Raw genomic sequence first — 25,216 nt, forward strand, 5'->3', positions numbered from 1 at the left:
CGGCTCAGCGGCGTACCGCCTTGCGCAGGGCCCGGGCCCGCCGGACCACCCGGCGTGCCGTGGAATTGCGCGGCAGGAACGCCAGCCGCTGCGGAATCCCGCCGGGCAGCCCGAGCGCGGTGAGGCGGCGCTTCTTGAAGTAGCGCCGGGTGCGCGGACCGAGGTGCCGGGCGAGGAACCGCTCGGCCTGCGGGCGCAGATCCGGGTAGATCTGCGGCTGCATGGTGAATCCGAGGGCCGTGACGAGGGCGGACAGCCGCTCGCCCGTCAGGAGGCCACCATCCTCGCCGCTCTCCAGGCCGGGCAGCAGCGCGTCGGCGAGGGCGGTCGGAACCCGGTTGCTGTTCTGGTACGGCGTCAGCCGCTCCAGCAGCAGTTCGGTCCCGATGCGGGCGACGGGCAGGTCGTAGAAGGCGGAGGCCGTGAACAGCGCGGTCGAGAAACAGCCGACGACCAGCGCGGGCCGGGTCCGGTCGAACAGCACCTCGGCGAGCACGGGCGTGTCCAGGACCGTCAGGTCGACGCCGAGCTTCTCCGCCTCGGTCTCCAGGGCGCGGCTGTAGCGGGCCGGTGCGGTGGGGTGGGGCTTGAAGACGACCGTGCGGTGACCGCGGGCGACGGCACCCCGCATCATCCGCACATGCAGGTCCTCCTCCTCCTCGGGGGAGAGGATGTTCAGCGCCGACAGGTACTGGCCGAGCAGCAGCGCCGAGTCACCGGGCACGGCGGGCAGTTCGGGCACGGTCTCGGTGACCTCGCCGAGCACCTTGAGGAACGCGGCCGTCGGCACCAGGTGCGCCGGCACGTCGAACTCGGTGAGCAGCATCGGCGTCAGCCCCGGCACCAGATCCAGGTGCAGCAGCCTGCGCACGCGCGTGCCGACCAGCGGGTCGAGCTTGTTGCGGGTGGGGCCGTAGCTCATCAGCCCGTCGGCGTAGACGTCGACGGGGGCGTCGGTGAACAGCTGGGCCACCGTCAGGGCGGGCGCCACCTGGATGGATTCCAGCACCAGGCTCACCCGGTCGTCGCCGAGGCCCCACAGCAGCCGCAGATAGCGCTCGAAGAGGGGGACGTCGTCGGCGCGGGGCGTCCAGGCCCCCGGGTGGAAGGGGCGGATGGCCTCGTTCCAGGACAGCACCTCGTCGAAGTGCTCGCGCAGCGGTGCGAACCCCGGCATCTCGTCGAGGGCCGGAGTGGTCTCCGGCGTCGCGGAGTTGTTGAACACCAGCAGCACCCGGCGGTCCGGCTCCTCGAAGAGATCGGAGTCGATCGCGGCGGCCAGGGTGGCGACGCCGTACAGCGTCGAGGCGCAGAAGATCTGAGTGGTCCCGGGCATCAGGCGGCCGCTCCCGTCGTGGTCACCCTGCGTCGCAGCCGCCGCAGCTTGGACGAACGGTCCATGTCCATGGCCTCCAGTGCGTCGGCGAGTGCGTCCTGCGGCATGCGCTTGATGGCCGCCGCGCTCATCGACCGCAGCTGCCTCGCCACGGCCGGTTCGAACCTGTCCTCGTTGGAGAGGTGGTGGGCGATGATCGCGCAGTAGGTCCGCACCGCCTTGGGCAGCAGCCGGTCGGCGTCACGGTCCGCGGCCGTCTCCTCGATCACCTGGTCGAAGGCCCGGATGAAGTCGAGCTGGCGCACATCGCCGATCTGCGTCAGGGACGAGGCCACCCCGCGCCGGTAGAACACGCCCAGCAGGCTCACCACGGCGAACGACTCCGCCTCACGGTGCAGCTTCCAGATCCACGGCCGGTCCTCCGCCGTGCGCAGCCCGTCGGTGAAGTGGAGCACGCCCTTGTCGGCCAGGCGGCGGTGATAGGCGCCGGCCCAGGCGTAGGCGTAGTCGACGGAGGTGGAGCGGTGGGCGGGCAGGATCGCCTCCCGCGGGTCGAACGCCTCCCAGCGCCGCCCGACCGGGACCCGGTGCACGGAACGGGCGCGCGCGGTGGCCTGCACATGGTCGGTACGCACGAAGTCGCACCCCAAGTCGTCCATCGCGGACACCAGTTCGGCGAGGTAGCCGGGGGCCAGCCAGTCGTCACCGTCCAGGAACGTCAGGTACTCGCCCTGCGCCGCGTCCAGGCCGGTGTTGCGCGCGGTGGCGAGCCCACCGTTGCGCTCATGGCGGATGTACCGCACCTGGGCGACATCCGAAAGGTCCTCGGCCGCTCGTTCGAGAATGGCCGGAGTTTCGTCCTTCGAATGGTCGTCGACCAGGATGAACTCGAAATCGAGGTCGGCATTCAACCGAAGGCTTCTGAGGGTGTCCGGGGCATATTGCTGCACGTTGTAGAACGGCACGATCACGGAAAGCTTAGGCACCCGCAAGACGTTAGGAGGCCGCCCGGCAGCTGAACTTTCCGAAGAAGGTACACCGGGTGAACTCAATGTGTCAGAACGGTGCACCGCGTGTACTTCCGGCCTTCCAGCGGGCCAGTTCGGCTCTCGGTGGGCTGTTGTTAACTTTTCGTTGAGTCGCGGTTCCGCCATACCTAGGATTCGCTTCCTAGCGTCTTCGACGTGCCAGCAAGTACACCGAAGCGCCCGCGAATCGCCGTCCTCGCGGACAGCGACACCCGATGGAAATGGGGTGCGCTGACCGCGGACCGCATCGCCCCGGGACCGTCCATGGAAGCCGCAGCGCGCGAAGCCGCGCAAGCCGGCCCCCTCCTCGACGGCTTCCTGCTGCGCGGCCGGGCCACGCCCACCCCGCGCCAGCTGAGGGAAGTGGGCGTGCGCGCCGACTCGCTGCGGGAGGTCACCGCCGTCGAGTTCCTGCGCGCCATGGCCGAGGGAACCTACGACGTCCTGGTCCTCTCCCTGGTCGGCGGCGGTGTGCAGGCGATGCTGCACGGCCTGGCACGCGTCTGGGAGCACCGCGCGGAGCGGCCCGTCGTCGTCACCGGCTACGTCGGAGTCGTCTACGAGAAGCTCGCCGACGGCCTGCTGCTGCGGCACGGCGCGGACCTGGTCCTCGCCAACTCCCGCCAGGACGCGGACCGTTTCCGGGCCGTCTACGAAGGGGTCGGCGCCGACGCCTCCGCGGTGACCGAGGTGGCCCTGCCCTTCCTCGGCGGCGCGCCCTACGAAGGTGAACACCAGCCCTACACGGTCGTCTTCGCCGCCCAGCCCTCCGTCCCGGACAGCCGCAGGGACCGTACGTACCTGCTGAACCGGCTGGTCCAGCACGCCCGACGGCACCCCGAGCGCGAGGTGCTGCTGAAGCTGCGCTCCAAGCCGGGCGAACACACCACCCACATCGAGGAGTTGCCGTACCAGAAGCTGGTGCAGCGCCTCGATCCGCCGGCCAACTTCAGCCTGGTGTACGGCAACATGGGCGAGGTCCTCGACCGGACCGACCTGCTGGTGACGGTCAGTTCCACGGCCGCCCTGGAGTCGTTGCACCGCCGCATCCCGACCGTCGTACTGACGGATCTCGGCATCCGCGAGTCGCTCGGCAACCACCACTTCGTGGGCTCCGGCTGCCTCGCCTCCTGGGACCAGCTCGACGCCGGACACCGGCCCGTGCCCGACGAGGAGTGGGTCGCCCGGCAGGGCGTCGCAGCCGACGGCTCCTACGACTCCGCCTTCGACGCGGCCCGTAAGCGCATCGCCGGGCTGCTCGACCGGCCCGGCGGCCTGCCCCCGCTGACCCCGTACTACACCCCCGTCACCGCGCCCGGCTACCTGCCCGGGATCCTCGCCCGCCACCACCTCGGCCCGGACGGCACCCCGCTGCCCGGCGCGCCCGCCGCCGACAAGGACCCCGGACCGGTCCGGCAGATCGTGCGCCGGGCGGCACGCGGCGCCTACCGCCACGGCGTGCAGCGCGTGGCGCCCGTCATCCGGCGGATGGGGGAGCTGTGAGCCGCCCCGAGACCCCTGCCCAAGGAGTAGACCCCATGTCCCACCCGGAAGCCCGCAAAGGCGCCTTGGTGCGCCGCGTGCTCGCGGTGATCCCCGCGCGCGGCGGCTCCAAGGGCGTGCCCGCGAAGAACCTCCTGCCCGTCGGCGGTGTCCCGCTGGTGGCACGGGCGGTGCGCGAGTGCCGCGCCACGCGGCTCGTGACGGACGTCGTCGTCTCCACCGACGACCAGGCCATCGCGGCCGCCGCCCGCGAGGCCGGCGCCGAGGTCGTGCTGCGGCCCGCCGCCATCGCCGGCGACACCGCGACCTCCGAGGCCGCCGTCCTGCACGCCATGGACGCCCACGAGGCCCTGCACGGGGCGCCGGTGGACGTGGTCCTGCTCGTGCAGTGCACCAGCCCGTTCCTCGTCCGCGAGGACATCGACGGGGTGGCCGGTGCGATCGCCGAGAACGGCGCCGACACCGCGGTGACCGTGGCGCCGTTCCACGGCTTCATCTGGAGGGACGCCGACACCGAGGCCACCGCCGGTGAGGTGACCGGCGGCTACGGCGTCAACCACGACAAGTCCTTCCGGCCCCGCCGCCAGGACCGCCCCCAGGACCTGCTGGAGACCGGCGCCGCCTACGCCATGGAGGCGGCCGGCTTCCGCAAGCACCAGCACCGCTTCTTCGGCCGCACCGAGCTGGTCCGCACGGACCCCGCGCGCGTGCTGGAGATCGACGACCCCCACGACCTCGCCCGCGCCCGGGCCCTCGCGCCGCTCTTCGACGCGGACCGCCCCGGCGCCCTCCCGACCGCCGACGACATCGACGCGGTCGTCCTCGACTTCGACGGCACCCAGACCGACGACCGGGTGCTGGTCGACTCCGACGGACGGGAGTTCGTCTCCGTGCACCGCGGGGACGGACTCGGCATCGCGGCCCTGCGCAACAGCGGCCTGAAGATGCTGATCCTGTCCACGGAACAGAACCCTGTGGTCGCCGCCCGGGCCCGGAAGCTCAAGCTCCCGGTGCTGCACGGCATCGACCGCAAGGACCTCGCCCTCAAGCAGTGGTGCGAGGAGCAGGGCATCGCGCCGGAGCGCGTGCTCTACGTCGGCAACGACGTCAATGACCTCCCGTGCTTCGCCCTCGTGGGCTGGCCCGTGGCGGTCGCGAGCGCCCACGACGTCGTGCGCGGCGCCGCACGCGCGGTCACCACCGTCCCCGGCGGTGACGGCGCGATCCGGGAGATCGCCAGCTGGATCCTCGGCCCCTCTCTCGATTCCCTCACCAAGTAAGGAACTCTTCGCCATGAGCAACAACTCCCGCATCCGCAAGTTCGGTTCGCGCGAGGCCGGCCCCGGCCGCCCCGTCTACGTCACCGGCGAGATCGGCATCAACCACAACGGCGACATCGAGAACGCCTTCAAGCTCATCGACGCCGCCGCCGAGGCCGGCTGCGACGCGGTCAAGTTCCAGAAGCGCACCCCGGAGATCTGCACCCCGCGCGACCAGTGGGACATCGAGCGCGACACCCCCTGGGGCCGCATGACGTACATCGACTACCGCCACCGCGTGGAGTTCGGCGAGGAGGAGTACGGCCAGATCGACGCCTACTGCAAGAAGAAGGGCATCGACTGGTTCGCCTCCCCGTGGGACACCGAGGCCGTCGCCTTCCTGGAGAAGTTCGACGTCCCCGCCCACAAGGTCGCCTCCGCCTCCCTCACCGACGACGAGCTGCTGCGCGCCCTGCGGGCCACCGGCCGCACGATCATCCTCTCCACCGGCATGTCGACGCCGAAGCAGATCCGCCACGCCGTCGAGGTCCTGGGCAGCGAGAACATCCTGCTCTGCCACGCCACCTCGACGTACCCGGCGAAGGCCGAGGAGCTCAACCTGCGGGTCATCAACACCCTCCAGGCCGAGTACCCGAACGTCCCGATCGGCTACTCCGGCCACGAGACCGGCCTGCAGACCACCCTCGCCGCCGTCGCCCTCGGCGCCACCTTCGTCGAGCGTCACATCACCCTCGACCGCGCCATGTGGGGCTCGGACCAGGCCGCCTCCGTGGAGCCGCAGGGCCTGACCCGCCTCGTCCGCGACATCCGCACCATCGAGGCCTCCCTCGGCGACGGCGTCAAGAAGGTCTACGAGTCCGAGCTGGGCCCGATGAAGAAGCTGCGCCGCGTCGCCGGTGTGGTCGCCGAGGCGGAGATCGCCACGGCGGCGGGCGAGCCGGTCGGCGTCTGAACGCACCACCCCCACAACCCCCTTACGACGGGACGGTCGTACGTCGATGAGCCCCCGCGCCGGGAACGCCGGCCCCCACACTCTCGCCTTCGTCGAGAGCCCGGTACAGCTGCTGAACGTGCTGGAGTGGGCGCACGCGCACGCCCCAGGCGTGGGGCTCACCCTCGTGGTGCTGTCGCCCGTCGACCCGATGACGCGCGGCCAGCTGCGGCGGATGTCCGACCTGGCCCGCGACGAGGGGCACCAGGTCCGCTGGGAGGAAGCGCGCGGTGGACCGCTCGCGCCCTTCCAGACCATCGGCGGCCTGACCGGCGTGCTCCGCAGGGCACGCCGGGTCGTGCTGGGGGACCCCTTCTCCCGCTACGTCCAGCTGCTGCTGACGATCACCCGCGCCCGTGACCTGGTCGTCGTCGACGACGGCACGGCGACGATGGAGTTCGTCGGGCAGCTGGCCCGTGGCGAACGGCTGGTGCGCTGGCACCGCAAGGGCGGCCGCCCCGGCCCGCGGGACGTGGTCTTCGCGCCGGTGTCGGCTTCCGCCCGCCGCCGGCTGACCCCCGGCGAGAGTCGCCGCATCGAGATCTTCTCCTCCATGCCGATGCAGGAGACCCCGGCGGGCGTCACGGTCGGCGAGAACACCTTCGCCTGGACCCGGGCCCGTTTCGGCCCGCCCAGGATCACCAGGGGCGCCGACCTGGTCGGCACGTCCCTGGTGGAGACCGGCGTGGTCGACGACGGCCGCTATCTGGAGGCCGTCCACGCCCTGGCCAGGGCGCACGGGGCGACCCGCTACTTCGCCCACCGCCGCGAGAGCACGGACAAGCTCCACCGCCTCGCGGTCGAGACGGGCCTGGAGATCGTCCGCCCCGAGCTCCCCCTCGAACTGATCGCCCGCCGCGGACCCATCGGCCGGACGATCCTCAGCTTCCCCTCCACGGTCGTCCACACCCTCCCCCTCGCCCTGTCCGGCACGGAGGTACGCGTCGCGGTCTGCGACATCGACCCCGCCTGGCTCACCGAGAACGCCTCCCCACGCGCCCAGGGCTTCCTGTCCGGGGTGACGGGCACGGCCCGGGACGTGCACCGGCTGTCGCCGACGGCCCCGGTGTCTCCTCCGGGTCCGGCCCACCCGGGCACGACGGAGCCGGCCGACCCCACGGGACCGGCGGGCACGGCGCGCTTCACCGCCCCGCCCTCCACGACGGGCCTGCCGGGCCCGACCGGGACACCGGGAGCGGTGCCCGCCGGATAGGAACCGGAGCCGGAGCCTTCCTGGCCACCAGGCCCGGACGGCAGGCCCTACACGTCCGCCGCGGGCCCCCCGTCCTCCGGCGGCCTGCGCGCGAGGAGAAACGCGCGCGGCAGCTTCTCCCCGGCCTCCGGCTCGCGCAGGACACGGGCGTGGAGGTCGAGGCCCGCACCGGTGAGGTGCTCGACGACGGTGTCCGGGGTGCGCCAGTAGTAGTCGAGTGAGATCTCCTGCCCGAAGCGCTCGGTCAGGCGCTGGTGCCCGTCCTCGTCCCCGGACTGGAAGCCGAGCAGCACCGGCGCCCCCGGCAACAGGACGCGGCGGAACCCGGCGAAGACGGACGGCAGGTGATCGTCCGGCACATGGATGATCGAGTAGAGCGCGACGATGCCGCCGAGCGTCGCCTCCGGCAGGTCCAGGGCCGTCATCGAACCGACGTGGAAGCGCAGCTCCGGGTGGGTCCGGCGGGCCAGGGCCACCATGCGGGGCGACGCGTCGACCCCGAACACCGGCAGCCCGGCCTCGTGCAGCCGCGCCGTCACGTACCCCGGCCCACTGCCGATGTCCGCGACCGGCGGCCGCCCGGGCATCCCCGGCGCCCGGACCAGCTCCACGAAGGCCGACAGCAGCGCCTTCTCCAGCGGTCTTCCGGCCAGGCTGTCGGGGTGCTCGGCGGCGTATGCCTCGGCGATGGCGTCGTACGAGGACTGCGTGGACTCGACGAAATCGGGGGCGCGCACGAGCGCACACTAGTGGGGACGCGCGTCCGGCAGATGAACAGGCCGGTGTTCGCCGCGCAGGGCGTGGTATCCGTGGAGAGGATGGATGGATACCGGAGTCGTGGCGTCGATGTGATCGAAGTCACACTCTGGGGGTGGATGGCCCGGTCGGCCCAAAAGGCGGGCGAGTTTACCCACCTCACTTGATAGCTATGCGCCGGGCGATCATATTTTCTTCCCCTATCGGGTTGAAGTTTTGTTGATCCAGGGTCGGTCGACCGCCCGGGCGCCCTACCCTTCAAAGGGTGAAGCCACTGATGTCACTGGAGTCCGAGGTCGATCTTCCCGGCGGAGCCGTACTTCCCGGTGCACTGCCCGACGCTCTGCGGGCCGAGCTCATCGCGTTCCGGCGCGACCTGCACATGCACCCGGAGCTCGGCAACCAGGAGTTCCGTACGACCGCCGCGATCAAGGAGCGGCTCGAGCGGGCCGGCCTCAAGCCGCGCGTCCTCGCCGTGGGCACCGGACTCGTCTGTGACATCGGCGTGGAGGGCGAGCAGTGGGACGGCGGTCCCAGCATGCTCGCCCTGCGCGCCGACATCGACGGCCTGCCCATTCCGGACACCAAGGCGGAGTGCCCGTACCGCTCGACCGTGCCCGACCGCGCGCACGCCTGCGGCCACGACGTGCACACCACCGTGGTCCTCGGCGCCGGCCTCGTCCTCGCCGAGCTGCACCGCCGGGGCGCCCTGCCCCGCCCCGTCCGGCTGATCTTCCAGCCCGCCGAGGAGGTGCTGCCCGGCGGCGCCGCCGACGCCATCAAGTGCGGGGCGCTGGAAGGCGTCGGCGCGATCATCGCCGTGCACTGCGACCCCCGGGTGGACGCCGGCAGGATCGGGCTCCGCGAGGGTCCCATCACCTCCGCCTGCGACCGGCTGGAGATCGGCCTCGACGGCCCGGGCGGTCACACCGCCCGCCCGCACCTCACGACCGACCTGGTCACCGCCGCCGCCCGCGTGGTCACCGACGTCCCCGCGCTGGTCGGCCGCCGCTTCGACAGCCGCAGCGGGCTCGCCATCACCTGGGGCCGCGTCGAGTCCGGGCACGCGCCGAACGTGATCCCGCAGCACGCCGAGCTCTCCGGCACCGTGCGCTGCCTCGACCTGGAGGCGTGGCGGCAGGCCCCCGACGTCGTGGTCGCGGCCATCGACGAGATCGCCAACCTGTACCGCGCCAAGTCGGAGATCAACTACGTGCGCGGTGTGCCGCCCGTCGTCAACGAGCCCGGCGTCACCGACCTGCTGCGCGACGCGATGATCGCCCGGCGCGGGGTCGAGTCCGTCGAGGGCACCGAGCAGAGCCTGGGCGGCGAGGACTTCTCCTGGTACCTGGAGCACGTCCCCGGCGCGATGGCCCGCCTGGGCGTCCGTACCCCCGGCGAACGCCAGATCCGCGACCTCCACCAGGGCGACTTCGACGTGGACGAGTCGGCCATCACGGTAGGAGTGGAACTCTTCACAGCAGCGGCCCTGATCAACGGCCTCCGCTAGCACCGCCTGACCGACCGCCCCCGCCTTCCTCCGGGCGGGGGCGGTCGCGCCTTTCTTGGGGGCGCGGGGAACTGCGCGCCCGGCCACCACGGCGCCGCACGGGTTTCGGGGGCGCGGGGAACTGCGCGCCCGGCCACAAGGCGCCGCGCAAATGCTCTGCGGCGCGGCGAGTCTGTTCAGGGGCGCGGGGAACTGCGCGAAGGCCACAACGGCGCCGCACAAGGACGACACCCCCGAGCCCCCCGCCCCGCCCCGTTCCCCCCCCCGGGGGCCCTCCGGTTGCGAGCGGCGCAGCCTCACGGCAGCCTGGTGCGCGTCACCAGGTAGGCACGCGCCGTTTCCCCGACTACACCTTTCGACCCCGTTCGCTCCCGTGGTTCACAAGGGCGTAACCGGCCATCGGCACGAATGGATAACGGCCCCGCGGCGAACCGTTCCCAGGAGTGTCTACGCGCGTTAATGTGCGCCGCAACCGAGCACCCATCGCGGGGCTTTGGAGAATGGGGAACTTCAGATGCGTCGGATTTCCAAACTGACCCGTGTCGCGGTGGGGGTCGCGTCGCTCGGGCTCGTCGCCACGGCCTGCGGCGGCACCAGCAGTGACAGCGGCGACAGCGGCAGCAGCGACAAGGGCCTCGCCATCGCGTACGACGTCGGCGGCAAGGGCGACCAGTCCTTCAATGACGCCGCCTTCGCGGGCCTGACTAAGGCCAAGGACGAGTTCGGCTACAAGACGGCCGACATCGAGCCCACCGAGGGCGAGACGAACGCCGACAAGGAGCAGCGCCTGGCGTCGCTGGCCAAGCAGGGCTACAACCCGGTCATCGGTGTCGGCTTCGCCTACGGCCCGGCGATGAAGGCCGTGGCCGCCAAGTACCCGAAGACCACCTTCGGCATCGTGGACTCCGTCGTCCCGGGCAAGAACGTCGCCTCCCTCGTCTTCGCCGAGGAGCAGGCCTCCTACCTCGCCGGTGTCGCCGCAGCCAAGGCCACGAAGACCGACGTCGTCGGCTTCGTCGGTGGCGTCGACGTGCCGCTGATCCACAAGTTCGAGGCCGGCTACAAGCAGGGCGTGCAGGACACCAACTCCAAGGTGAAGGTCCTGTCGCAGTACCTGACGCAGACGGCGGAGGAGGGCGGCTTCTCCAGCCCCGACAAGGGCAAGGCCGCCGCCGAGGGCCAGATCGAGAAGAAGGCCGACGTGCTCTACGCGGCCGCCGGCCTGTCCGGCCAGGGTGTCATCGAGGCCGCCGCCAAGGCGAAGGTCTGGGCGATCGGCGTCGACTCCGACCAGTACAAGCAGGCCGCCCTGGCGCCGTACAAGAACTACATCCTCACCTCCGCGCTCAAGGACGTCGGCGGCTCGGTCTACGCGCTGGCCAAGTCGGTCCACGACGACAAGCCGCTGACCGGCACCCAGACCTTCGACCTGAAGGTCAACGGCGTGGGCCTCGCGGAGTCCAACCCGCAGTACGCGAAGGTCGCGGGTCTCCAGGACGCGGTCAACAAGGCCAAGCAGGAGATCATCGACGGCAAGATCAAAGTCAACACCGAGTGATCCGACCGGTCTGACCAGCCGAATCGGGCGGGCACCCTGGGGGGTGCCCGCCCGATTCGCGTATCCCGGCCCTCCCGGTACCGGATCACCCAGCGCCACGCCGCGTTTGCGGTCGGCAACGCCCCGGCCAAGCACGGGTGATGGCTTGGCCACGGGCGCATAACAAGGTGGACAGAAGGGGTTTTCAGGCAGGTCTACGCGCGTTAATCTGCGGCGAAGCCAGCGCTGAAGCTGAACCGTCCGGCGCTGTGCACCTCGGTTGTACGACAGGAGCACCCACACATGCGCCGGATTTCCCGGATCACGGTCGCAGGCGCAGCGACCGCCTCCCTGGCCCTCGCGCTCTCCGCCTGCGGCGGCACCTCGACCTCTGCCGGGTCGTCGGACTCGAAGGGCGACAAGGGCCTCGCCATCGCCTACGACGTCGGCGGCAAGGGCGACCAGTCCTTCAACGACGCCGCCTACGCGGGCCTGGAGCAGGCGAAGAAGGAGTTCGGGTACCAGACGGCCGACCAGGAGCCCACCGAGGGCGAGACGAACGCCGACAAGGAGCAGCGCCTGGTCTCCCTGGCCAGGCAGGGCTACAACCCGGTCATCGGTGTCGGCTACGCGTACGCCGCCGCCGTGAAGGGCGCCGCGGAGAAGTTCCCGAAGACCACCTTCGGCATCGTCGACGACGCCACGATCAATTCCAAGAACGTGGCCGACCTGGTCTTCAACGAGGAGCAGGCCTCCTACCTGGCTGGCGTCGCCGCCGCCAAGACCTCCAAGTCGAAGGTCGTGGGCTTCGTCGGCGGCGTGGACATCCCGCTGATCCACAAGTTCCAGGCGGGCTTCGCGCAGGGCGTCAAGGACACCGACCCCAAGGTCAAGGTGCTGTCGCAGTACCTGACGCAGACGGCCGAGGAGGGCGGTTTCGCCAGCCCCGACAAGGGCAAGACGGCTGCCGAGGGTCAGATCGAGAAGAAGGCCGACGTCGTCTACGCGGCCGCCGGTCTGTCCGGTCAGGGTGTCATCGAGGCCGCCGCCACCAACAAGGTGTGGGCCATCGGTGTCGACTCCGACCAGTACCAGCAGGAAGCCCTTGCCAAGTACAAGGACTCCATCCTGACGTCGGCGATGAAGGACGTCGCCAAGGCGGTGTACAACCTGGCGAAGTCGGTCGAGGACGGTAAGCCCGAGACCGGTATCGTTCGTGGCGATCTGGAGTCCGGCGAGGTGAGCCTGTCGAACTCGAACCCGAAGTTCGCGGACGACGCCGAGCTCCAGGCAGCCATCAAGACGGCCAAGGAGAAGATCATCAGCGGCCAGATCAAGGTCAAGAGCAGCTGACGAGCGACTGCCTCGAAGCAGGCGGTAACCCCCGGGGTTACGTCCGCTCGACGGGGTACGGGGAGCTGCTCCTCGTGCCCCGTTGCCGCGGGGCGTCGGCCCCTTTGCATGCCGTAGGGGCGCTACGCGCGTAGACGGCCCCCGTCCCCAGGAGAGTGCGCCATCAACGCGTCCAGCAGCCCTCCGGCCGGAGCGGCGGTCAACGAATCGGTGACCGCCGTCGAACTCGCCGGGATCACCAAGCGTTTCCCCGGAGTCGTGGCCAACCACGACATCCACCTCAGCGTCCGCAAGGGCACCGTGCACGCCCTGGTCGGCGAGAACGGCGCCGGCAAGTCCACGCTGATGAAGATCCTCTACGGCATGCAGAAGCCGGACGAGGGCACCATCGCGGTGGGCGGCGAGCAGGTGGCCTTCTCGTCGCCGGCCGACGCCATCGTCCGCGGCATCGGCATGGTCCACCAGCACTTCATGCTCGCCGACAACCTCACGGTCCTCGAGAACGTGGTCCTCGGCAGCGAGAAGCTCCACGGCATCGGCGCCAAGGCCCGCCGCAAGATCAAGGAGCTCTCCGAGCGCTACGGCCTCGGCGTCGAGCCCGACCTCCTCGTCGAGGAGCTCGGCGTCGCCGCCCGTCAGCGCGTGGAGATCCTCAAGGTCCTCTACCGCGGCGCCACCACCCTCATCCTCGACGAGCCGACCGCCGTGCTCGTGCCGCAGGAGGTGGACGCGCTCTTCGCCAACCTGCGCGAACTGCGTTCCGAGGGCCTGTCGGTCATCTTCATCTCCCACAAGCTCGGCGAGGTGCTCTCCGTCGCCGACGAGATCACCGTCATCCGCCGCGGCACCACCGTCGGCACGGCCGTCCCCTCCGAGACGACCCCCCGTCAGCTCGCCGAGATGATGGTCGGCAGCGAGCTGCCCACGCCCGAGACGGCCGAGTCCACGGTCACCGACCGCCCGGTCATCACCGTCGACGGGCTGCGCCTCGCGGCGCCCGGTGGCAAGGCCCTCCTGGACGACATCAGCTTCACCATCCACGCGGGCGAGGTCCTCGGCATCGCCGGCGTCGAGGGCAACGGCCAGACCGAACTGGTCGACGCCCTCATCGGCCTGCGGTCCGCGGACAGCGGCACCATCCGGCTCGCCGACGAGGAGATCACCGCCTGGCCCACCCGCAGGCGCCGCGAGCAGGGCGTCGGCTACATCCCCGAGGACCGGCACCGCCACGGCCTCCTCCTGGAGGCACCCCTCTGGGAGAACCGCATCCTCGGCCACGTCACCGAGAAGCCCCTCGCCAAGGGCGTCTGGCTGGACCCGAAGGCGGCCCAGGAGGACACCCGCCGGATCGTGACGGAGTACGACGTCCGCACCCCCGGCATCGACGTCACCGCGGCCTCCCTGTCGGGCGGCAACCAGCAGAAGCTGATCGTCGGCCGTGAGATGAGCCACAAGCCCCGCTTCCTCATCGCCGCGCACCCCACCCGGGGCGTCGACGTCGGCGCCCAGGCCGCCATCTGGGACCACATCCGCGAGGCGCGCCGCGAGGGCCTGGCCGTGCTGCTGATCTCCGCCGACCTGGACGAGCTGATCGGCCTGTCCGACACGCTGCGCGTGATCTACAACGGCAAGCTGGTCGCGGACGCCGACCCGGCCACCATCACCCCCGAGGAGCTCGGCTCGGCCATGACCGGTGCCGCCACCGGGCACCTCGCGCACGACGACACCCCCGAGATCTCGAAGGCCGACGCCCCCGAGTCTCCGGAAGACGAGGCCCGCTGATGAAGAAGTTCGACAAGGAGCGCCTGCTCCTCGCGGTGGCCGGGCCGGTCATCGCGCTGGCCGTGGCCTTCGTCCTGAGCGCGATCGTGCTGCTCGCGTCGGGCAAGAGCCCCTTCGAGCCGTTCGCCCTGATGTTCGAGCAGCTGGGCTTCTCGGACATCCAGGTCCTGATCATCAACCAGGCCTCGATGTACTACATCGCGGCCCTCGCGGTGGCCATCGGCTTCCGGATGAACCTGTTCAACATCGGCGTCGACGGCCAGTACCAGCTCGGCGCCATGATGGCCGCCGTCGTCGGCGCCCATGTGAACCTGCCGGCCGCCCTGCAGGTCCCGCTGCTGCTCCTGACCGCCGTCCTCACCGGCGCCTTCTGGTCCGGCATCGCCGGCGTCCTCAAGGTCACCCGCGGCGTCAGCGAGGTGGTCGCCACGATCATGCTCAACGCGATCGCCACCTCCGTGATCGCCTACATGTGGCTGCCGAACGTGTTCGGCGTCAAGGCCGGCAACAACAACACCACCGGCGAGATGGCCGAGTCCGGCTGGATCCCCGGGATCAGCCTGGGCGACGCCGGGGAGATCTACGGTCTGGTGCTGCTCGCCGTCCTGCTCGGCATCGGCTACTGGATCGTCCTCAACCGCACCCGCTTCGGCTTCGACCTGCGTGCCTCCGGCGCCTCGACGACCGCCGCCGCGGCCAGCGGCGTCGACCCCAAGCGCATGGTGCTGACCGCCATGCTGATCTCCGGCGGCATCGCGGGCCTGGCCGGCCTGCCGATCCTGCTCGGCGACAGCCACACCTACGACCTGAACTTCCCCACCGGCATCGGGTTCCTGGGCATCGGCATCGCGCTGCTCGGCCGCAACAGCCCCGTCGGCATCGCCTTCGCCGCCCTGCTGTGGGCCTGGCTCGACAAGGCCTCGCCCGAGCTGGACTTCCACGGCTACGACAAGGAGATCGCGGTCATCATGCAGGGCCTGATCGTCCTCTCGGTCGTCGTCTCCTACGAGGCCGTCCGCGAATGGGGCCTGCGCCGCCAGCAGCGTCGCGTCGGCGCCGAACTCGCCGCCGGACACGTCCTCGGCGCTCAGAACACGAAGGAGGTGGCTGGCCGATGACCACCGCGACCGACGTCAACCAGCCCACGCTGCAGCCCGCGGCGCCGACCGGCCGCCGCCTGTCGTGGCCCGTCCTGCTGCTCGTCATCGCCGCAGGCCTGGCGCTCACCTCGATCGTCCGCATCATCACCGGTGCCGACGGGATCACCAACGTCAGCCAGATGTCCACCGCGCTCCAGCTCGCCGTGCCGATCGGCCTCGCCGGTCTGGGCGGTCTGTGGGCCGAGCGCGCGGGCGTGGTCAACATCGGCCTCGAGGGCATGATGATCCTCGGCACCTGGTTCGGCGCCTGGGCCGGCTTCCAGTGGGGCCCGTGGACCGGTGTCCTGGTCGGCATCCTCGGCGGCGCGGTCGGCGGTCTGCTGCACGCCGTGGTGACCGTCACCTTCAACGTCAACCACATCGTCTCCGGTGTGGCCATCAACATCCTCGCCCTCGGCGCCACCCGTTACCTCGCGCCCCTCGCCTTCGAGGGCCACACGGGCGGCTCCGCCAAGCAGTCCCCGGCGGTGGACTCCCTCGGCAACTTCACGGTGCCGGGACTGTCCGACGCCCTGCGGGACCTCAACGCCCACGGCTGGTTCCTGATCTCGGACATCGCCGGCCTGCTCGGCGGCCTGGTCACCAACGTCTCCTGGCTGACCCTGATCGCCATCGCGCTGATCCCCGGCACCTGGTGGATCCTGTGGCGCACCGCGTTCGGTCTGCGGCTGCGCTCCTGCGGCGAGAACCCGGTCGCCGCCGAGTCCCTCGGCGTCAACGTCTACAAGTACAAGTACATCGCCGTCGTCATCTCCGGCGGTCTGGCCGGTCTCGGCGGTGCCTTCCTGTCCATCGTCGCCAACCCCTTCTACCTGGAGGGCCAGGTCAGCGGACGCGGCTTCATCGGCCTCGCGGCGATGATCTTCGGCAACTGGATGCCGGGCGGCCTCGCCCTCGGCGCGGGCCTGTTCGGCTACACCGACAGCCTCAACCTGCGCGGCGGCTCCGCCAACGTGCACGCCCTGCTGCTGCTCGGCGCGCTGCTGCTGATCATCGGGGCGATCTTCCTGGTCGTCCGCAAGAAGTACGCCCCGTCGATGATCACCGCGGTCGTCGCCGCCCTGGTGTTCGCCTGGTACGCCTCCACCGACGAGGTCCCGAACCAAGTCGTCTCCGCCACGCCGTACGTCATCACCCTCGTCGTCCTCGCCATGTCCGCCCAGCGGCTGCGGATGCCCAAGGCGGACGGGCTGCCGTACCGGAAGGGGCAGGGCAAGTGACCGGCACCGGCCCGGACGTCGACTGGGAGAAGCTGCGCGCGGTGGCGCGGGACGCCATGTCCCGGGCGTACGCCCCCTACTCCGGCTACCCGGTCGGCGTGGCGGCCCTCGTCGACGACGGCCGGATCATCTCCGGCTGCAACGTCGAGAACGCCTCGTACGGACTCGGACTGTGCGCCGAGTGCGGCCTGGTCTCCGAGCTGCACAACACCGGCGGCGGCCGGCTGACGCACTTCACCTGCGTCGACCGCGACGGCGACACGCTCGTCCCGTGCGGCCGCTGCCGCCAGCTGCTCCACGAGTTCGGCGGCCCGGACCTGCTGCTGGAGACCCCAGCGGGGATCCTGCCGCTCTCGGAGATGCTGCCCCAGGCCTTCGGCCCGGAGCACCTCAGCAAGTAACTACCGTGCGGCCCCTCTGAGTTGCTCACGCGACCGGCTCAGGGGGGCCGTACGGCTTCTGGAAACCTCGGAAGGAAGCCAAGCCATGGCCATGGACGTCATCTCCGTCATCCGCACCAAGCGGGACCGCGGTGAACTCAGCGACACGCAGATCGACTGGGTCATCGACGCGTACACCCGCGGGGAGGTCGCCGACGAGCAGATGTCCGCTCTCGCCATGGCGATCCTGCTGAACGGCATGAACCGCCGCGAGATCGCCCGCTGGACGGCCGCGATGATCGCCTCCGGCGAGCGCATGGACTTCTCGTCCCTGTCCCGCCCGACCGCCGACAAGCACTCCACGGGCGGCGTCGGCGACAAGATCACCCTCCCGCTGGCCCCCCTGGTCGCCGCGTGCGGTGCGGCCGTCCCCCAGCTCTCGGGCCGCGGCCTCGGCCACACCGGCGGCACGCTCGACAAGCTGGAGTCGATCCCCGGCTGGCGGGCGCTGCTGTCCAACGAGGAGATGCTGAACGTCCTCGACACCACCGGCGCGGTGATCTGCGCCGCCGGTGACGGACTGGCCCCCGCCGACAAGAAGCTCTACGCCCTGCGTGACGTCACCGGCACGGTCGAGGCGATTCCGCTGATCGCGTCCTCGATCATGTCCAAGAAGATCGCCGAGGGTACGGGCTCGCTGGTCCTGGACGTGAAGGTCGGCACCGGCGCCTTCATGCGGACGCTCGACGATGCCCGCGAACTGGCCTCCACGATGGTCGGCCTGGGCACGGACCACGGCGTGAAGACGGTCGCGCTCCTCACGGACATGTCGACCCCGCTCGGCCTCACCGCGGGCAACGCGCTGGAGGTCCGCGAGTCCGTCGAGGTCCTGGCCGGCGGTGGCCCCGCGGACGTCGTCGAGCTGACGATCGCGCTCGCCCGCGAGATGCTCGACGCCGCCGGCATCAAGGACGCCGACCCGGCGAAGGCCCTGGCCGACGGCTCGGCGATGGACGTCTGGCGCCGCATGATCAAGGCCCAGGGCGGCGACCCCGACGCGGCCCTGCCGGTCGCCCGCGAGCAGCACGTCATCAAGGCCCCGTCCTCCGGCGTCCTCACCCGCCTCGACGCCTACGACGTCGGCGTCGCCGCCTGGCGCCTCGGCGCGGGCCGGGCCCGCAAGGAGGACCCGGTGCAGGCGGGCGCGGGCATCGAGCTGCACGCCAAGCCGGGCGACACGGTGACGGAGGGCCAGCCCCTCCTGACCCTCCACACCGACACGCCCGAGCGCTTCGAGTACGCCCTGCAGTCGATCGAGGGCTCCTACGACGTCGCCGCCCCGGGCACGGCCTTCACGGCGTCGCCGGTGGTGCTGGAGCGTATCGCCTGAGCTGCGGTTCTCTCGTACGGGTGAACGGGACTGGTGGACCCGCGCCAGTCCCGTTCGGCATGCTGGGATCGGTGACGCACTGATTGGAGTACCGCCATGAGCGCACTCACCGTCGACCACTCGCCGACCAACGGGCACGAGTGGGACGACCTCGTCCGGATCTGGCAGGAGACGGACGCGCCAGAGGGCTGCAAGGTGGAGATCATCGAGGGGATCGTCACCGTGGCGCCACCGCCGTCCAACGCCCACAACGACATCGCTGACCTGGTTCAGCGAGCCTTGTACGAGGTCATCCCCAGGCACTGGGGCATCTACCAGACACTGGGTACGGCGGTCCCGTCCCGTGACGGGCTCTACATTCCTGATCTCGCAGTAGCCCCCAGGCAGGTGCTGCGTGACGAGGGTGGCAACTTCATCCCGGCGGCTGCCGCCGAACTCATCGTCGAGATCACGTCCAAGTCGAACGCGGCGCACGACCGGATCAAAAAGGCCGCAGGCTACGCCCAGGCGGGTGTCCCGCTGTATCTGCTCATCGACGGCTGGGCCCCCGGTGGTCCCACCATCACGCTCTACGGCGAACCGCAACGGGATGTCTACCGGGTCCTCGACGCGGGCAAGTTCGGAGAACTCATCACGCTGCCCGAGCCCTTCTGCCTCGACCTCGACACCGCCGAGTTCGCCGAGAACTGAGTCACCCCAACACCGCCGCCACGCCCACCAGCACCGGCACCGCCAGCACCGTCGACAACAGGATCGCCTCCCTCGCCAGCACCTCGCCCACCCGGTAGCTGCTCGCGTAGGTGAACAGGTTCTGGGCCGCCGGCAGTGCCGACGTGACCACCACGTCGAGCAGGAGGGCGCCTCGGAGATCGAAGACGGTCACCGCCAGGGCCCAGGCGACCAGGGGCTGGACCACTGACTTCAGAGCCACGGCGAGGAGCACCGGAGCCCGTTCCGCGCCGCGCAGCGGGAGCGTGCTGCCGCGCAGGGAGATACCGAACGCAAGCAGGACGGCCGGGACCGACATGTTGCCGATCAACGTCAGCGGATCCATCAAGGGCCCCGGCACCGTGAGGCCCGACGCCGACACCGCGACGCCCGCCAGCGACCCCAGGGCTATCGGATTGCGCAGCGGCGTGGCCGGCCGCTGCCACAGCGGCCGCTTCTCCCCACCGCTCGCCAGGTCCAGCACCGTCAGCGCCACCGGCGTCACCCCGACCAGCTGGAACAGCAGCACCGGCGCGACCAGAGAAGCATCGCCCAGGACGTACACGGCGATCGGGATGCCCAGGTTCCCGGAGTTGACGTAACTGGAGCACAGCGCGCCGATCGTCGTCCGGCCCACGCCCCAGCCCCGCGCCACACCCACCGACACGAAGACACCCGCGACCGCCGCCGTGCTCATCGCCGTGACCAGCAGCCGGTCGGAGAAGATCACCGACAGGTCGGCCTGCGCCAGGGTCGTGAAGAGCAGCGCCGGGGACGCCACGTGGAAGGCGAGCTTGGTGAGGACCTCGCGGCCGCCGTCGCCCAGATACCCCCGGCGGCCGATCAGATAGCCGACGCCGATGACGACCGCGATGACCGCGAACCCGCTCAGCACGCCCTGCACGGCACCCCCTCACCGGCGAAGCGGGCATCGGGCAGCGCGGCGGGGGGAGATGGTTGGGGCATGCAGTCAACCCTCCGGGGAAGGCGCTGCCCAGGTCAATGTGATCCTCACGGCGCCGACAGGCCGTTGTTCGCGGCCCGGCAGGACGGACCGTCGCGATGAGTTACAGCCGCCCGCCCGGTCTACCGATCGTGGACGCCATGACACCGCCCGTGCTCGTACTGCCCGGCCCTGTCACCCCGGACGAGGTGAGAGGGCTCAGCGACGATGTGCGGGCACTGCTGCACGGCAGCGGTGCCCGGGTCGTGGTGTGCGATGTCGCGGGCCTGGGGCCGCCGGGGCTCGCCGCCGTCGATCTGCTGGCGAGGCTCCAGCTGGCCGCCCGCCGGGCCGGGGGACGGGTCCGGCTGCGCGACCCCGACCCGGCCCTACGCGCCCTGCTCGACCTGGTCGGTCTCCGCTTCGAGGTGGAGGGGGAGATCGAAGAGCGGGAACCAGCGCTGGGTGTCGAGGAAGCAGTGGAACCCGGTGATCCGGCCCTCTGAGATCTCCAGCACCTGGACCGCCCAGGGCATGAAGCCGCCGTTGTCCGGGTCGGGCTTGTACTGGGCGAACCCCGGCAGGCCGTTGACCTGCACGGGCAGCAGCCGGGAGCCCGCGCAGGGGGCGCCGAGCGTGGTCATGAAGCCGGTGATGTCGCGCGTGCCGGTCAGCCACAGGTCGAACGGCGGCATCGTCATGACCGCGTCCTCGTGCAGCAGGGCCGTCAGCGCCTCCATGTCGTAGCCCTCGAAGGCCGCCACATAGCGGTCCAGCAGCTTCTTCTGGTCCTCGTCCAGCGGGTCCGAGACCGCCGCGTCGGCGCCCGGCTCCTGGCGGTCGGCCAGGGTGGCGCGGGCCCGCTGGAGGGCGCTGTTCACCGACGCCACCGAGGTGCCCAGCAGCTCGGCGACCTCACTGGCCTTCCAGGCCAGGACCTCGCGCAGGATCAGCACGGCCCGCTGCTTGGCCGGGAGCTGCTGCAGGGCGGCCATGAAGGCGAGCCGCACGGACTCCTTGGCGACCGCCGCCTCCGCCGGGTCATGGGTCGTGGGCAGCACACGGGCGTCCGGCATGGGCTCCAGCCAGGTGTTGTCCGGGCGGGGGGAGAGGGCGGCCCGGGCGAGCGGGGTGGACTCGGTCAGGTCCATGGGCCGGGCCCGCTTGTTTCCCGCGGTCAGCATGTCCAGGCACACGTTGGTCGCGATCCGGTACAGCCAGGAGCGCAGGCTGGAGCGGCCCTCGAACTTGTCGTAGCTGCGCCAGGCGCGGACCATCGTGTCCTGCACCGCGTCCTCGGCCTCGAAGGAGGAGCCGAGCATCCGGTAGCAGTACCCCGTCAGCTCCGTCCGGTGTGCCTCCAGCCTGATGTCCAGGTCCGTCGGTGCCGCCGTGCCGTTCGCCATCTCCACCCACCCCTGTGGACGTTCTGTTCACGCGCCGTTGCGCCCCAGCACTTCGGAAGCTACCGCAGCCCACTGACAACGGCCCCCCGAGCGCACAAAAGCGCAGGTGGAAGCGGGTGATCCAGACCGGCTGCGACGGGCCCGGCGGCCTTTACACGAGCTCCTTGACCGACATGAGCAGATGCCGGTGCGCCCCGGCCCCGGTGCCGGTCTCCCCGCCGTCCGGGTGGTCCGGCACGGCGTGCAGCAGCGCCCGCTGCCCCGCGCCCAGCAGATCCAGCCGGATCCGCGGGCTCTCGAAGGAGGTCAGCGCGTCCAGCAGGTAGGCCGGGTTGAACGCCACCGGCATCTCGTCGGCGCCGCTCAGCGTGGCGGGCAGCCGCTGGGCCGCCACGTCGTCCCCGAAGCCGGCGCGCAGCCGAACGGAGCCGTCGGCCGAGAAGTCCAGCCGCACCGGACTGTTCGCCTCCGCCACCACCGCGACCCGCCGCACCGCCTCCGCGAGCCCCTCGCGCTCCACCTCGGCGACCGCGGCCCCCGCCATGTCGAACAGCGACGTGTACGCAGGCAGCCTGCCGTCCAGCAGCCGCAGCGCGGTCCGCGTCCGCCCGCCCTCGAAGCCGACCAGCCCGCCGCCCCCGCCCGGCTCCCACCCGATCCGCACGTCCCCTTCGCGCCCCAGCGACCGCGCCACGTCCAGCAGCCGCCGCGAGGGCAGCAGAGTCTCCGCGGCCCCGTCACCGGCGGCGGCCTCCGGCTTCCACTCCAGCCGGCGCACCGCGTACCGGTAGCGGTCCGAGGCGGCCAGCGTCATCGTCCCGCCCTCAAGACGCAGTTGGACGCCCGTCAGCAGGGGCAGGGTGTCGTCACGCCCGGCGGCGACCGCGACCTGGGCGACGGCCGTCGCGAACGCGGCGGCGTCCACGGTGCCGTAGGCCGCGGGCGGCGCGGGCAGGGACGGGTACTCGGCGAGCGGCAGCGTCGACAGCCCGAAGCGCGTGCCGTCCGCCTCCACCGTGAACCGCGAGGCCTCCAGCGCACAGCTCACCGGCCCGTCCGGCAGCACCCGGCACACGTCCAGCAGCCGCCGCCCGGAGACGAGCACCCGCCCCGGGACGGCCGCCTCCGCGTCGGCCTCCACCCGGACCGCCGCCTCGAAGTCGAACCCCGTCACGGCGAGCCGTCCCGCGTCCGCCTCCAAAAGGAGCCCGCCCAGTACCGGCACCGGCGTCCTCCCGGGCAGCGCCCGTGCCGCCCGGCCCACGGCGTCGGCGAACTCCGTACGGTCGATCCGGAACTCCATGAAAAATCCCCCTGCTCGGTCCGGTGATCAGCCGGTGCGGACGGTATCCGCACCCACTGACAACCGGCCCCGAACAGGGGGATCGGCGCCGAAGCTCAGGCAGCCGCGGCCAGGTGGCGGCGCTGCAGCCGGGCCGCCCGGGTCCCGAAGACGGTGATCGTCACGACGCCCAGGACCGCCAGGAGCCCGACCCCGACCGTTCCGGCCCAGCCACCGGCGTGGAAGGCGATCGCGCCGACCGTGCTGCCCGCGCTGGAACCGATGTAGTAGGCGGACTGGTACAGCGCCGAGGCCTGGGCGCGGCCGTGCGTGGCCGTCTTGCTGACCGCCGAGGAGGCGACCGCGTGTCCCGCGAAGAAGCCCGCCGTGATCAGGACCAGGCCCAGCAGGACCAGCGGCAGGGTGCCCGCCAGGGACAGCAGCAGGCCCGCGGCGGTCGTGCCGCCACCCGCGTACAGCGCGCCCCGGCGGCCCAGCCGGCCGACCAGCCGGCCCGCGGTCGACGCCGACACCGTGCCGACCAGGTAGACCAGGAAGATGGAGCCGATGATGCCCTGCGGCAGGGAGAACGGAGCCTCGGTCAGCCGGTAGCCGATGACCGTGTACACGCCGCCGAACACCGTCATGAACAGCGCGCCGATCGCGTACAGCCGGCACAGCAGCGGGTTGGACAGGTGGTCACGGACCGTCCGGGCCAGGACGCGCGGCCGCAGCGAACCGGCCCTGAAGTGCCGCGGGGCGGGGAGCAGCAGCCGGAAGGCCACCGCGCACGCCACCGCGATCACACCGATGACCCCGACGGCGACCCGCCAGCCCCATTCCTGCGCGACCCAGCCGGTGATGACCCGCCCGCTCATCCCGCCGACGCTGTTGCCGGCGACGAACAGGCCGATGGCGGTGACCAGGGCCTTGGGGGTGACCTCCTCCGCGAGGTACGCGGTCGCCGACGCGGGCAGCCCGGCCAGGGCGGCGCCCTGCAGGGCGCGCAGCGCGATCAGCACTCCGAGTGAGGGGGCGAAGGGCACCAGCAGCCCGAGCGTGACGGCCACGGCCAGCGACGCGGTCATGACCGCCCGGCGTCCGAAGCGCTCCGACAGGGCGCTCATCGGCAGCACGAACAGCGCCAGCCCGCCCGTCGCGGCGGCCACCGTCCAGCTCGCGTCGCTCGCCGCCACCCCGAACTCGCCGGAGATCAGCGGGAGAAGGGCCTGGGTGGAGTACAGCAGCGCGAAGGTCGCGACACCCGCGAGGAAGAGGGCGAAGCTCATCCGGCGGTAGCCGGGGCCGCCCGGGGACACACGGGAGTCGGCAGTGGGGACAGAGGCATCGGCGCCCACGACGGTGGACGCCCCGGTACTGGCGGGAGACATGCCTCGAACCTACGGACGCACGCACTCATCCGTCCAATGCATGGAACGGTCATAATCGTTCCCATGGTGCATCAACCGAGTTCACAGCCTCGCCTGTCACCAAGCAGTGACACAGAAGACATGGCCGAGATGTCGAAACTGCTCGCTCCGCGCCTCGCGTACTTCGCGGGGGTCGCCCGCACCGAGCACGTCACCCGCGCCGCCCAGGAGATGAACGTCCCCCAGTCGACCCTCTCGCGCTCCATGGCCCGCCTGGAGCAGGACCTGGGCGTCGACCTGTTCGCCCGGCACGGCCGCACGGTCTCCCTCACTCCGGCCGGCCGCACCTTCCTCGCCTCCGTGGAGCGCGCCCTGGCCGAGGTGGAGCGCGCCGCCGAGGAGGTGCGCGCCGACGCCGACCCGACCACCGGCAAGGTCGCCTTCGGCTTCCTGCACACCATGGGCGCCGAGACCGTCCCGGGCCTCCTGCACGCCTTCCGCGCCGACCACCCGCGCGTCCGCTTCAGCCTCGTCCAGAACTACGGCGAGGCCATGCTGGAACGCCTGCGCGCCGGCGAGCTCGACCTGTGCCTGACGTCCCCGGTGCCGGACGCCCCCGACCTGGTGGCCCGCCGCCTGGACGAGCAGAAGCTGCGCCTGGTCGTCCCGGCCGACCACTCCCTGGCCGGCCGTCGCCGCATCCGCCTCGCCGAGGCGGCCGACGAAACCTTCGTCACCCTGGAACCCGGCTACGGCCTGCGCCGCATCACCGACGACCTCTGCAAGGAGGCCGGCTTCAAGCCCCGCATCGCCTTCGAGGGCGAAGAGGCGGAAACCCTGCGGGGTCTGGTGGCGGCGGGCCTGGGCGTCGCCCTCCTCCCTCCACCGGCCGTTCCCCGCCCGGGAGTCGTCGAACTGACGGTGACGGCCCCACGCGCCGTCCGCGAAATCGGAGTCGCCTGGCTGGAAGGCCACCCGGACACACCCCCGGTGGCGGCCTTCAAAAGGTTCCTGCTCTCGAGAAGGGGCAGCTTGTTGCCCACCTGAACGGCAGCGGACCTCAGGGGC

22 protein-coding genes are annotated in these 25,216 nt (G+C 71.3%); 15 read left to right on the forward strand and 7 right to left on the reverse strand.

Going from position 1 to position 25,216, the window contains the following annotated elements; genetic code table 11:
* Window positions 1-4: 4 nt before the first annotated feature.
* Both AB0B29_RS06830 and AB0B29_RS06835 read right to left on the reverse strand, forming a co-directional pair.
* On the reverse strand, window positions 5-1,336 hold the full coding sequence (locus AB0B29_RS06830; protein WP_362234890.1) for an alpha-2,8-polysialyltransferase family protein: 1,332 nt from the start codon (window positions 1,334-1,336) through the stop codon (window positions 5-7).
* Window positions 1,336-2,322 (reverse strand): glycosyltransferase family 2 protein, encoded by a 987-nt coding sequence (locus tag AB0B29_RS06835; protein WP_362234893.1) that lies wholly within the window; start codon window positions 2,320-2,322, stop codon window positions 1,336-1,338. Before AB0B29_RS06835 ends, AB0B29_RS06830 begins: the two co-directional genes overlap by 1 nt.
* 198 nt (window positions 2,323-2,520) lie before the next feature.
* Between AB0B29_RS06835 and AB0B29_RS06840 the strand changes: the two genes are divergently transcribed.
* From AB0B29_RS06840 to AB0B29_RS06855, 4 genes are read left to right on the forward strand one after another with little or no spacing between them, the layout of a single operon-like run.
* Window positions 2,521-3,867, forward strand: coding sequence for a DUF6716 putative glycosyltransferase (locus AB0B29_RS06840; protein WP_362234896.1), 1,347 nt, complete (start codon window positions 2,521-2,523; stop codon window positions 3,865-3,867).
* Between the two features lie 35 nt (window positions 3,868-3,902).
* Window positions 3,903-5,147: an N-acylneuraminate cytidylyltransferase gene (locus AB0B29_RS06845; protein ID WP_362234898.1), complete on the forward strand. Its 1,245-nt coding sequence runs from the start codon at window positions 3,903-3,905 to the stop codon at window positions 5,145-5,147.
* Between the two features lie 13 nt (window positions 5,148-5,160).
* The gene (locus AB0B29_RS06850; RefSeq protein WP_362234901.1) at window positions 5,161-6,099 is read left to right on the forward strand and encodes an N-acetylneuraminate synthase family protein; all 939 of its coding nucleotides are present in this window, start codon (window positions 5,161-5,163) and stop codon (window positions 6,097-6,099) included.
* A gap of 46 nt (window positions 6,100-6,145) precedes the next feature.
* Window positions 6,146-7,351, forward strand: a complete 1,206-nt coding sequence (locus tag AB0B29_RS06855; protein ID WP_362234903.1) for a hypothetical protein — start codon at window positions 6,146-6,148, stop codon at window positions 7,349-7,351.
* 47 nt (window positions 7,352-7,398) lie between these two features.
* Here the strand turns inward: AB0B29_RS06855 and AB0B29_RS06860 are convergent, their stop codons facing one another.
* Window positions 7,399-8,088: a class I SAM-dependent DNA methyltransferase gene (locus AB0B29_RS06860; RefSeq protein ID WP_362234906.1), complete on the reverse strand. Its 690-nt coding sequence runs from the start codon at window positions 8,086-8,088 to the stop codon at window positions 7,399-7,401.
* Window positions 8,089-8,384: 296 nt separating this feature from the next.
* On the opposite strand from AB0B29_RS06860, the gene AB0B29_RS06865 reads away from it, so the two are divergent.
* From AB0B29_RS06865 to AB0B29_RS06905, 9 genes are all read left to right on the forward strand, one after another.
* On the forward strand, window positions 8,385-9,617 hold the full coding sequence (locus AB0B29_RS06865) for a M20 family metallopeptidase (protein ID WP_362235662.1): 1,233 nt from the start codon (window positions 8,385-8,387) through the stop codon (window positions 9,615-9,617).
* 514 nt (window positions 9,618-10,131) lie between these two features.
* Window positions 10,132-11,175, forward strand: coding sequence for a BMP family lipoprotein (locus AB0B29_RS06870; RefSeq protein WP_362234909.1), 1,044 nt, complete (start codon window positions 10,132-10,134; stop codon window positions 11,173-11,175).
* A gap of 282 nt (window positions 11,176-11,457) precedes the next feature.
* Entirely contained in the window at window positions 11,458-12,507 is a 1,050-nt protein-coding gene (locus AB0B29_RS06875; RefSeq protein WP_362234912.1) for a BMP family lipoprotein, read from the forward strand.
* Window positions 12,508-12,717: 210 nt separating this feature from the next.
* Window positions 12,718-14,289 carry an ABC transporter ATP-binding protein gene (locus tag AB0B29_RS06880; RefSeq protein ID WP_362234915.1) on the forward strand — a complete coding sequence of 524 codons (1,572 nt, stop codon included), beginning with the start codon at window positions 12,718-12,720 and terminating at the stop codon, window positions 14,287-14,289.
* Window positions 14,289-15,407 (forward strand): ABC transporter permease, encoded by a 1,119-nt coding sequence (locus tag AB0B29_RS06885; RefSeq protein ID WP_362234918.1) that lies wholly within the window; start codon window positions 14,289-14,291, stop codon window positions 15,405-15,407. Before AB0B29_RS06880 ends, AB0B29_RS06885 begins: the two co-directional genes overlap by 1 nt.
* Window positions 15,404-16,669, forward strand: coding sequence for an ABC transporter permease (locus AB0B29_RS06890; RefSeq protein WP_362234920.1), 1,266 nt, complete (start codon window positions 15,404-15,406; stop codon window positions 16,667-16,669). The genes AB0B29_RS06885 and AB0B29_RS06890 overlap by 4 nt, the downstream gene beginning before the upstream one ends.
* Window positions 16,666-17,070, forward strand: a complete 405-nt coding sequence (locus AB0B29_RS06895; protein WP_362234923.1) for a cytidine deaminase — start codon at window positions 16,666-16,668, stop codon at window positions 17,068-17,070. Before AB0B29_RS06890 ends, AB0B29_RS06895 begins: the two co-directional genes overlap by 4 nt.
* A gap of 85 nt (window positions 17,071-17,155) precedes the next feature.
* Window positions 17,156-18,439 (forward strand): thymidine phosphorylase, encoded by a 1,284-nt coding sequence (locus AB0B29_RS06900; protein WP_362234926.1) that lies wholly within the window; start codon window positions 17,156-17,158, stop codon window positions 18,437-18,439.
* A gap of 96 nt (window positions 18,440-18,535) precedes the next feature.
* Window positions 18,536-19,129 carry a Uma2 family endonuclease gene (locus tag AB0B29_RS06905; RefSeq protein ID WP_362234929.1) on the forward strand — a complete coding sequence of 198 codons (594 nt, stop codon included), beginning with the start codon at window positions 18,536-18,538 and terminating at the stop codon, window positions 19,127-19,129.
* 1 nt (window position 19,130) lies between these two features.
* On the opposite strand, the gene AB0B29_RS06910 is transcribed toward AB0B29_RS06905, so the two are convergent.
* On the reverse strand, window positions 19,131-20,051 hold the full coding sequence (locus AB0B29_RS06910; protein WP_362234931.1) for an AEC family transporter: 921 nt from the start codon (window positions 20,049-20,051) through the stop codon (window positions 19,131-19,133).
* Between the two features lie 158 nt (window positions 20,052-20,209).
* Between AB0B29_RS06910 and AB0B29_RS06915 the strand changes: the two genes are divergently transcribed.
* Window positions 20,210-20,596 (forward strand): STAS domain-containing protein, encoded by a 387-nt coding sequence (locus tag AB0B29_RS06915; protein WP_362234934.1) that lies wholly within the window; start codon window positions 20,210-20,212, stop codon window positions 20,594-20,596.
* Here the strand turns inward: AB0B29_RS06915 and AB0B29_RS06920 are convergent.
* The 3 genes from AB0B29_RS06920 to AB0B29_RS06930 form a co-directional block, all read right to left on the reverse strand.
* The gene (locus tag AB0B29_RS06920; RefSeq protein ID WP_362234937.1) at window positions 20,480-21,496 is read right to left on the reverse strand and encodes a sigma-70 family RNA polymerase sigma factor; all 1,017 of its coding nucleotides are present in this window, start codon (window positions 21,494-21,496) and stop codon (window positions 20,480-20,482) included. The genes AB0B29_RS06915 and AB0B29_RS06920 overlap by 117 nt on opposite strands.
* Window positions 21,497-21,647: 151 nt before the next feature.
* Window positions 21,648-22,799, reverse strand: coding sequence for a DNA polymerase III subunit beta (dnaN, locus tag AB0B29_RS06925; RefSeq protein ID WP_362234939.1), 1,152 nt, complete (start codon window positions 22,797-22,799; stop codon window positions 21,648-21,650).
* A 95-nt stretch (window positions 22,800-22,894) separates the two neighbouring features.
* A complete protein-coding gene (locus tag AB0B29_RS06930; protein ID WP_362234942.1) occupies window positions 22,895-24,169 on the reverse strand; it encodes an MFS transporter in 1,275 nt (424 codons plus the stop codon).
* 63 nt (window positions 24,170-24,232) lie between these two features.
* Here AB0B29_RS06930 and AB0B29_RS06935 point away from each other — a divergent pair, with 63 nt between their 5' ends.
* Entirely contained in the window at window positions 24,233-25,195 is a 963-nt protein-coding gene (locus AB0B29_RS06935) for a LysR family transcriptional regulator (protein WP_362234944.1), read from the forward strand.
* Window positions 25,196-25,216 lie beyond the last annotated feature (21 nt).

The sequence above is a fragment of the Streptomyces tibetensis genome, assembly GCF_040647715.1.
GTDB lineage: Bacteria > Actinomycetota > Actinomycetes > Streptomycetales > Streptomycetaceae > Streptomyces > Streptomyces tibetensis_A.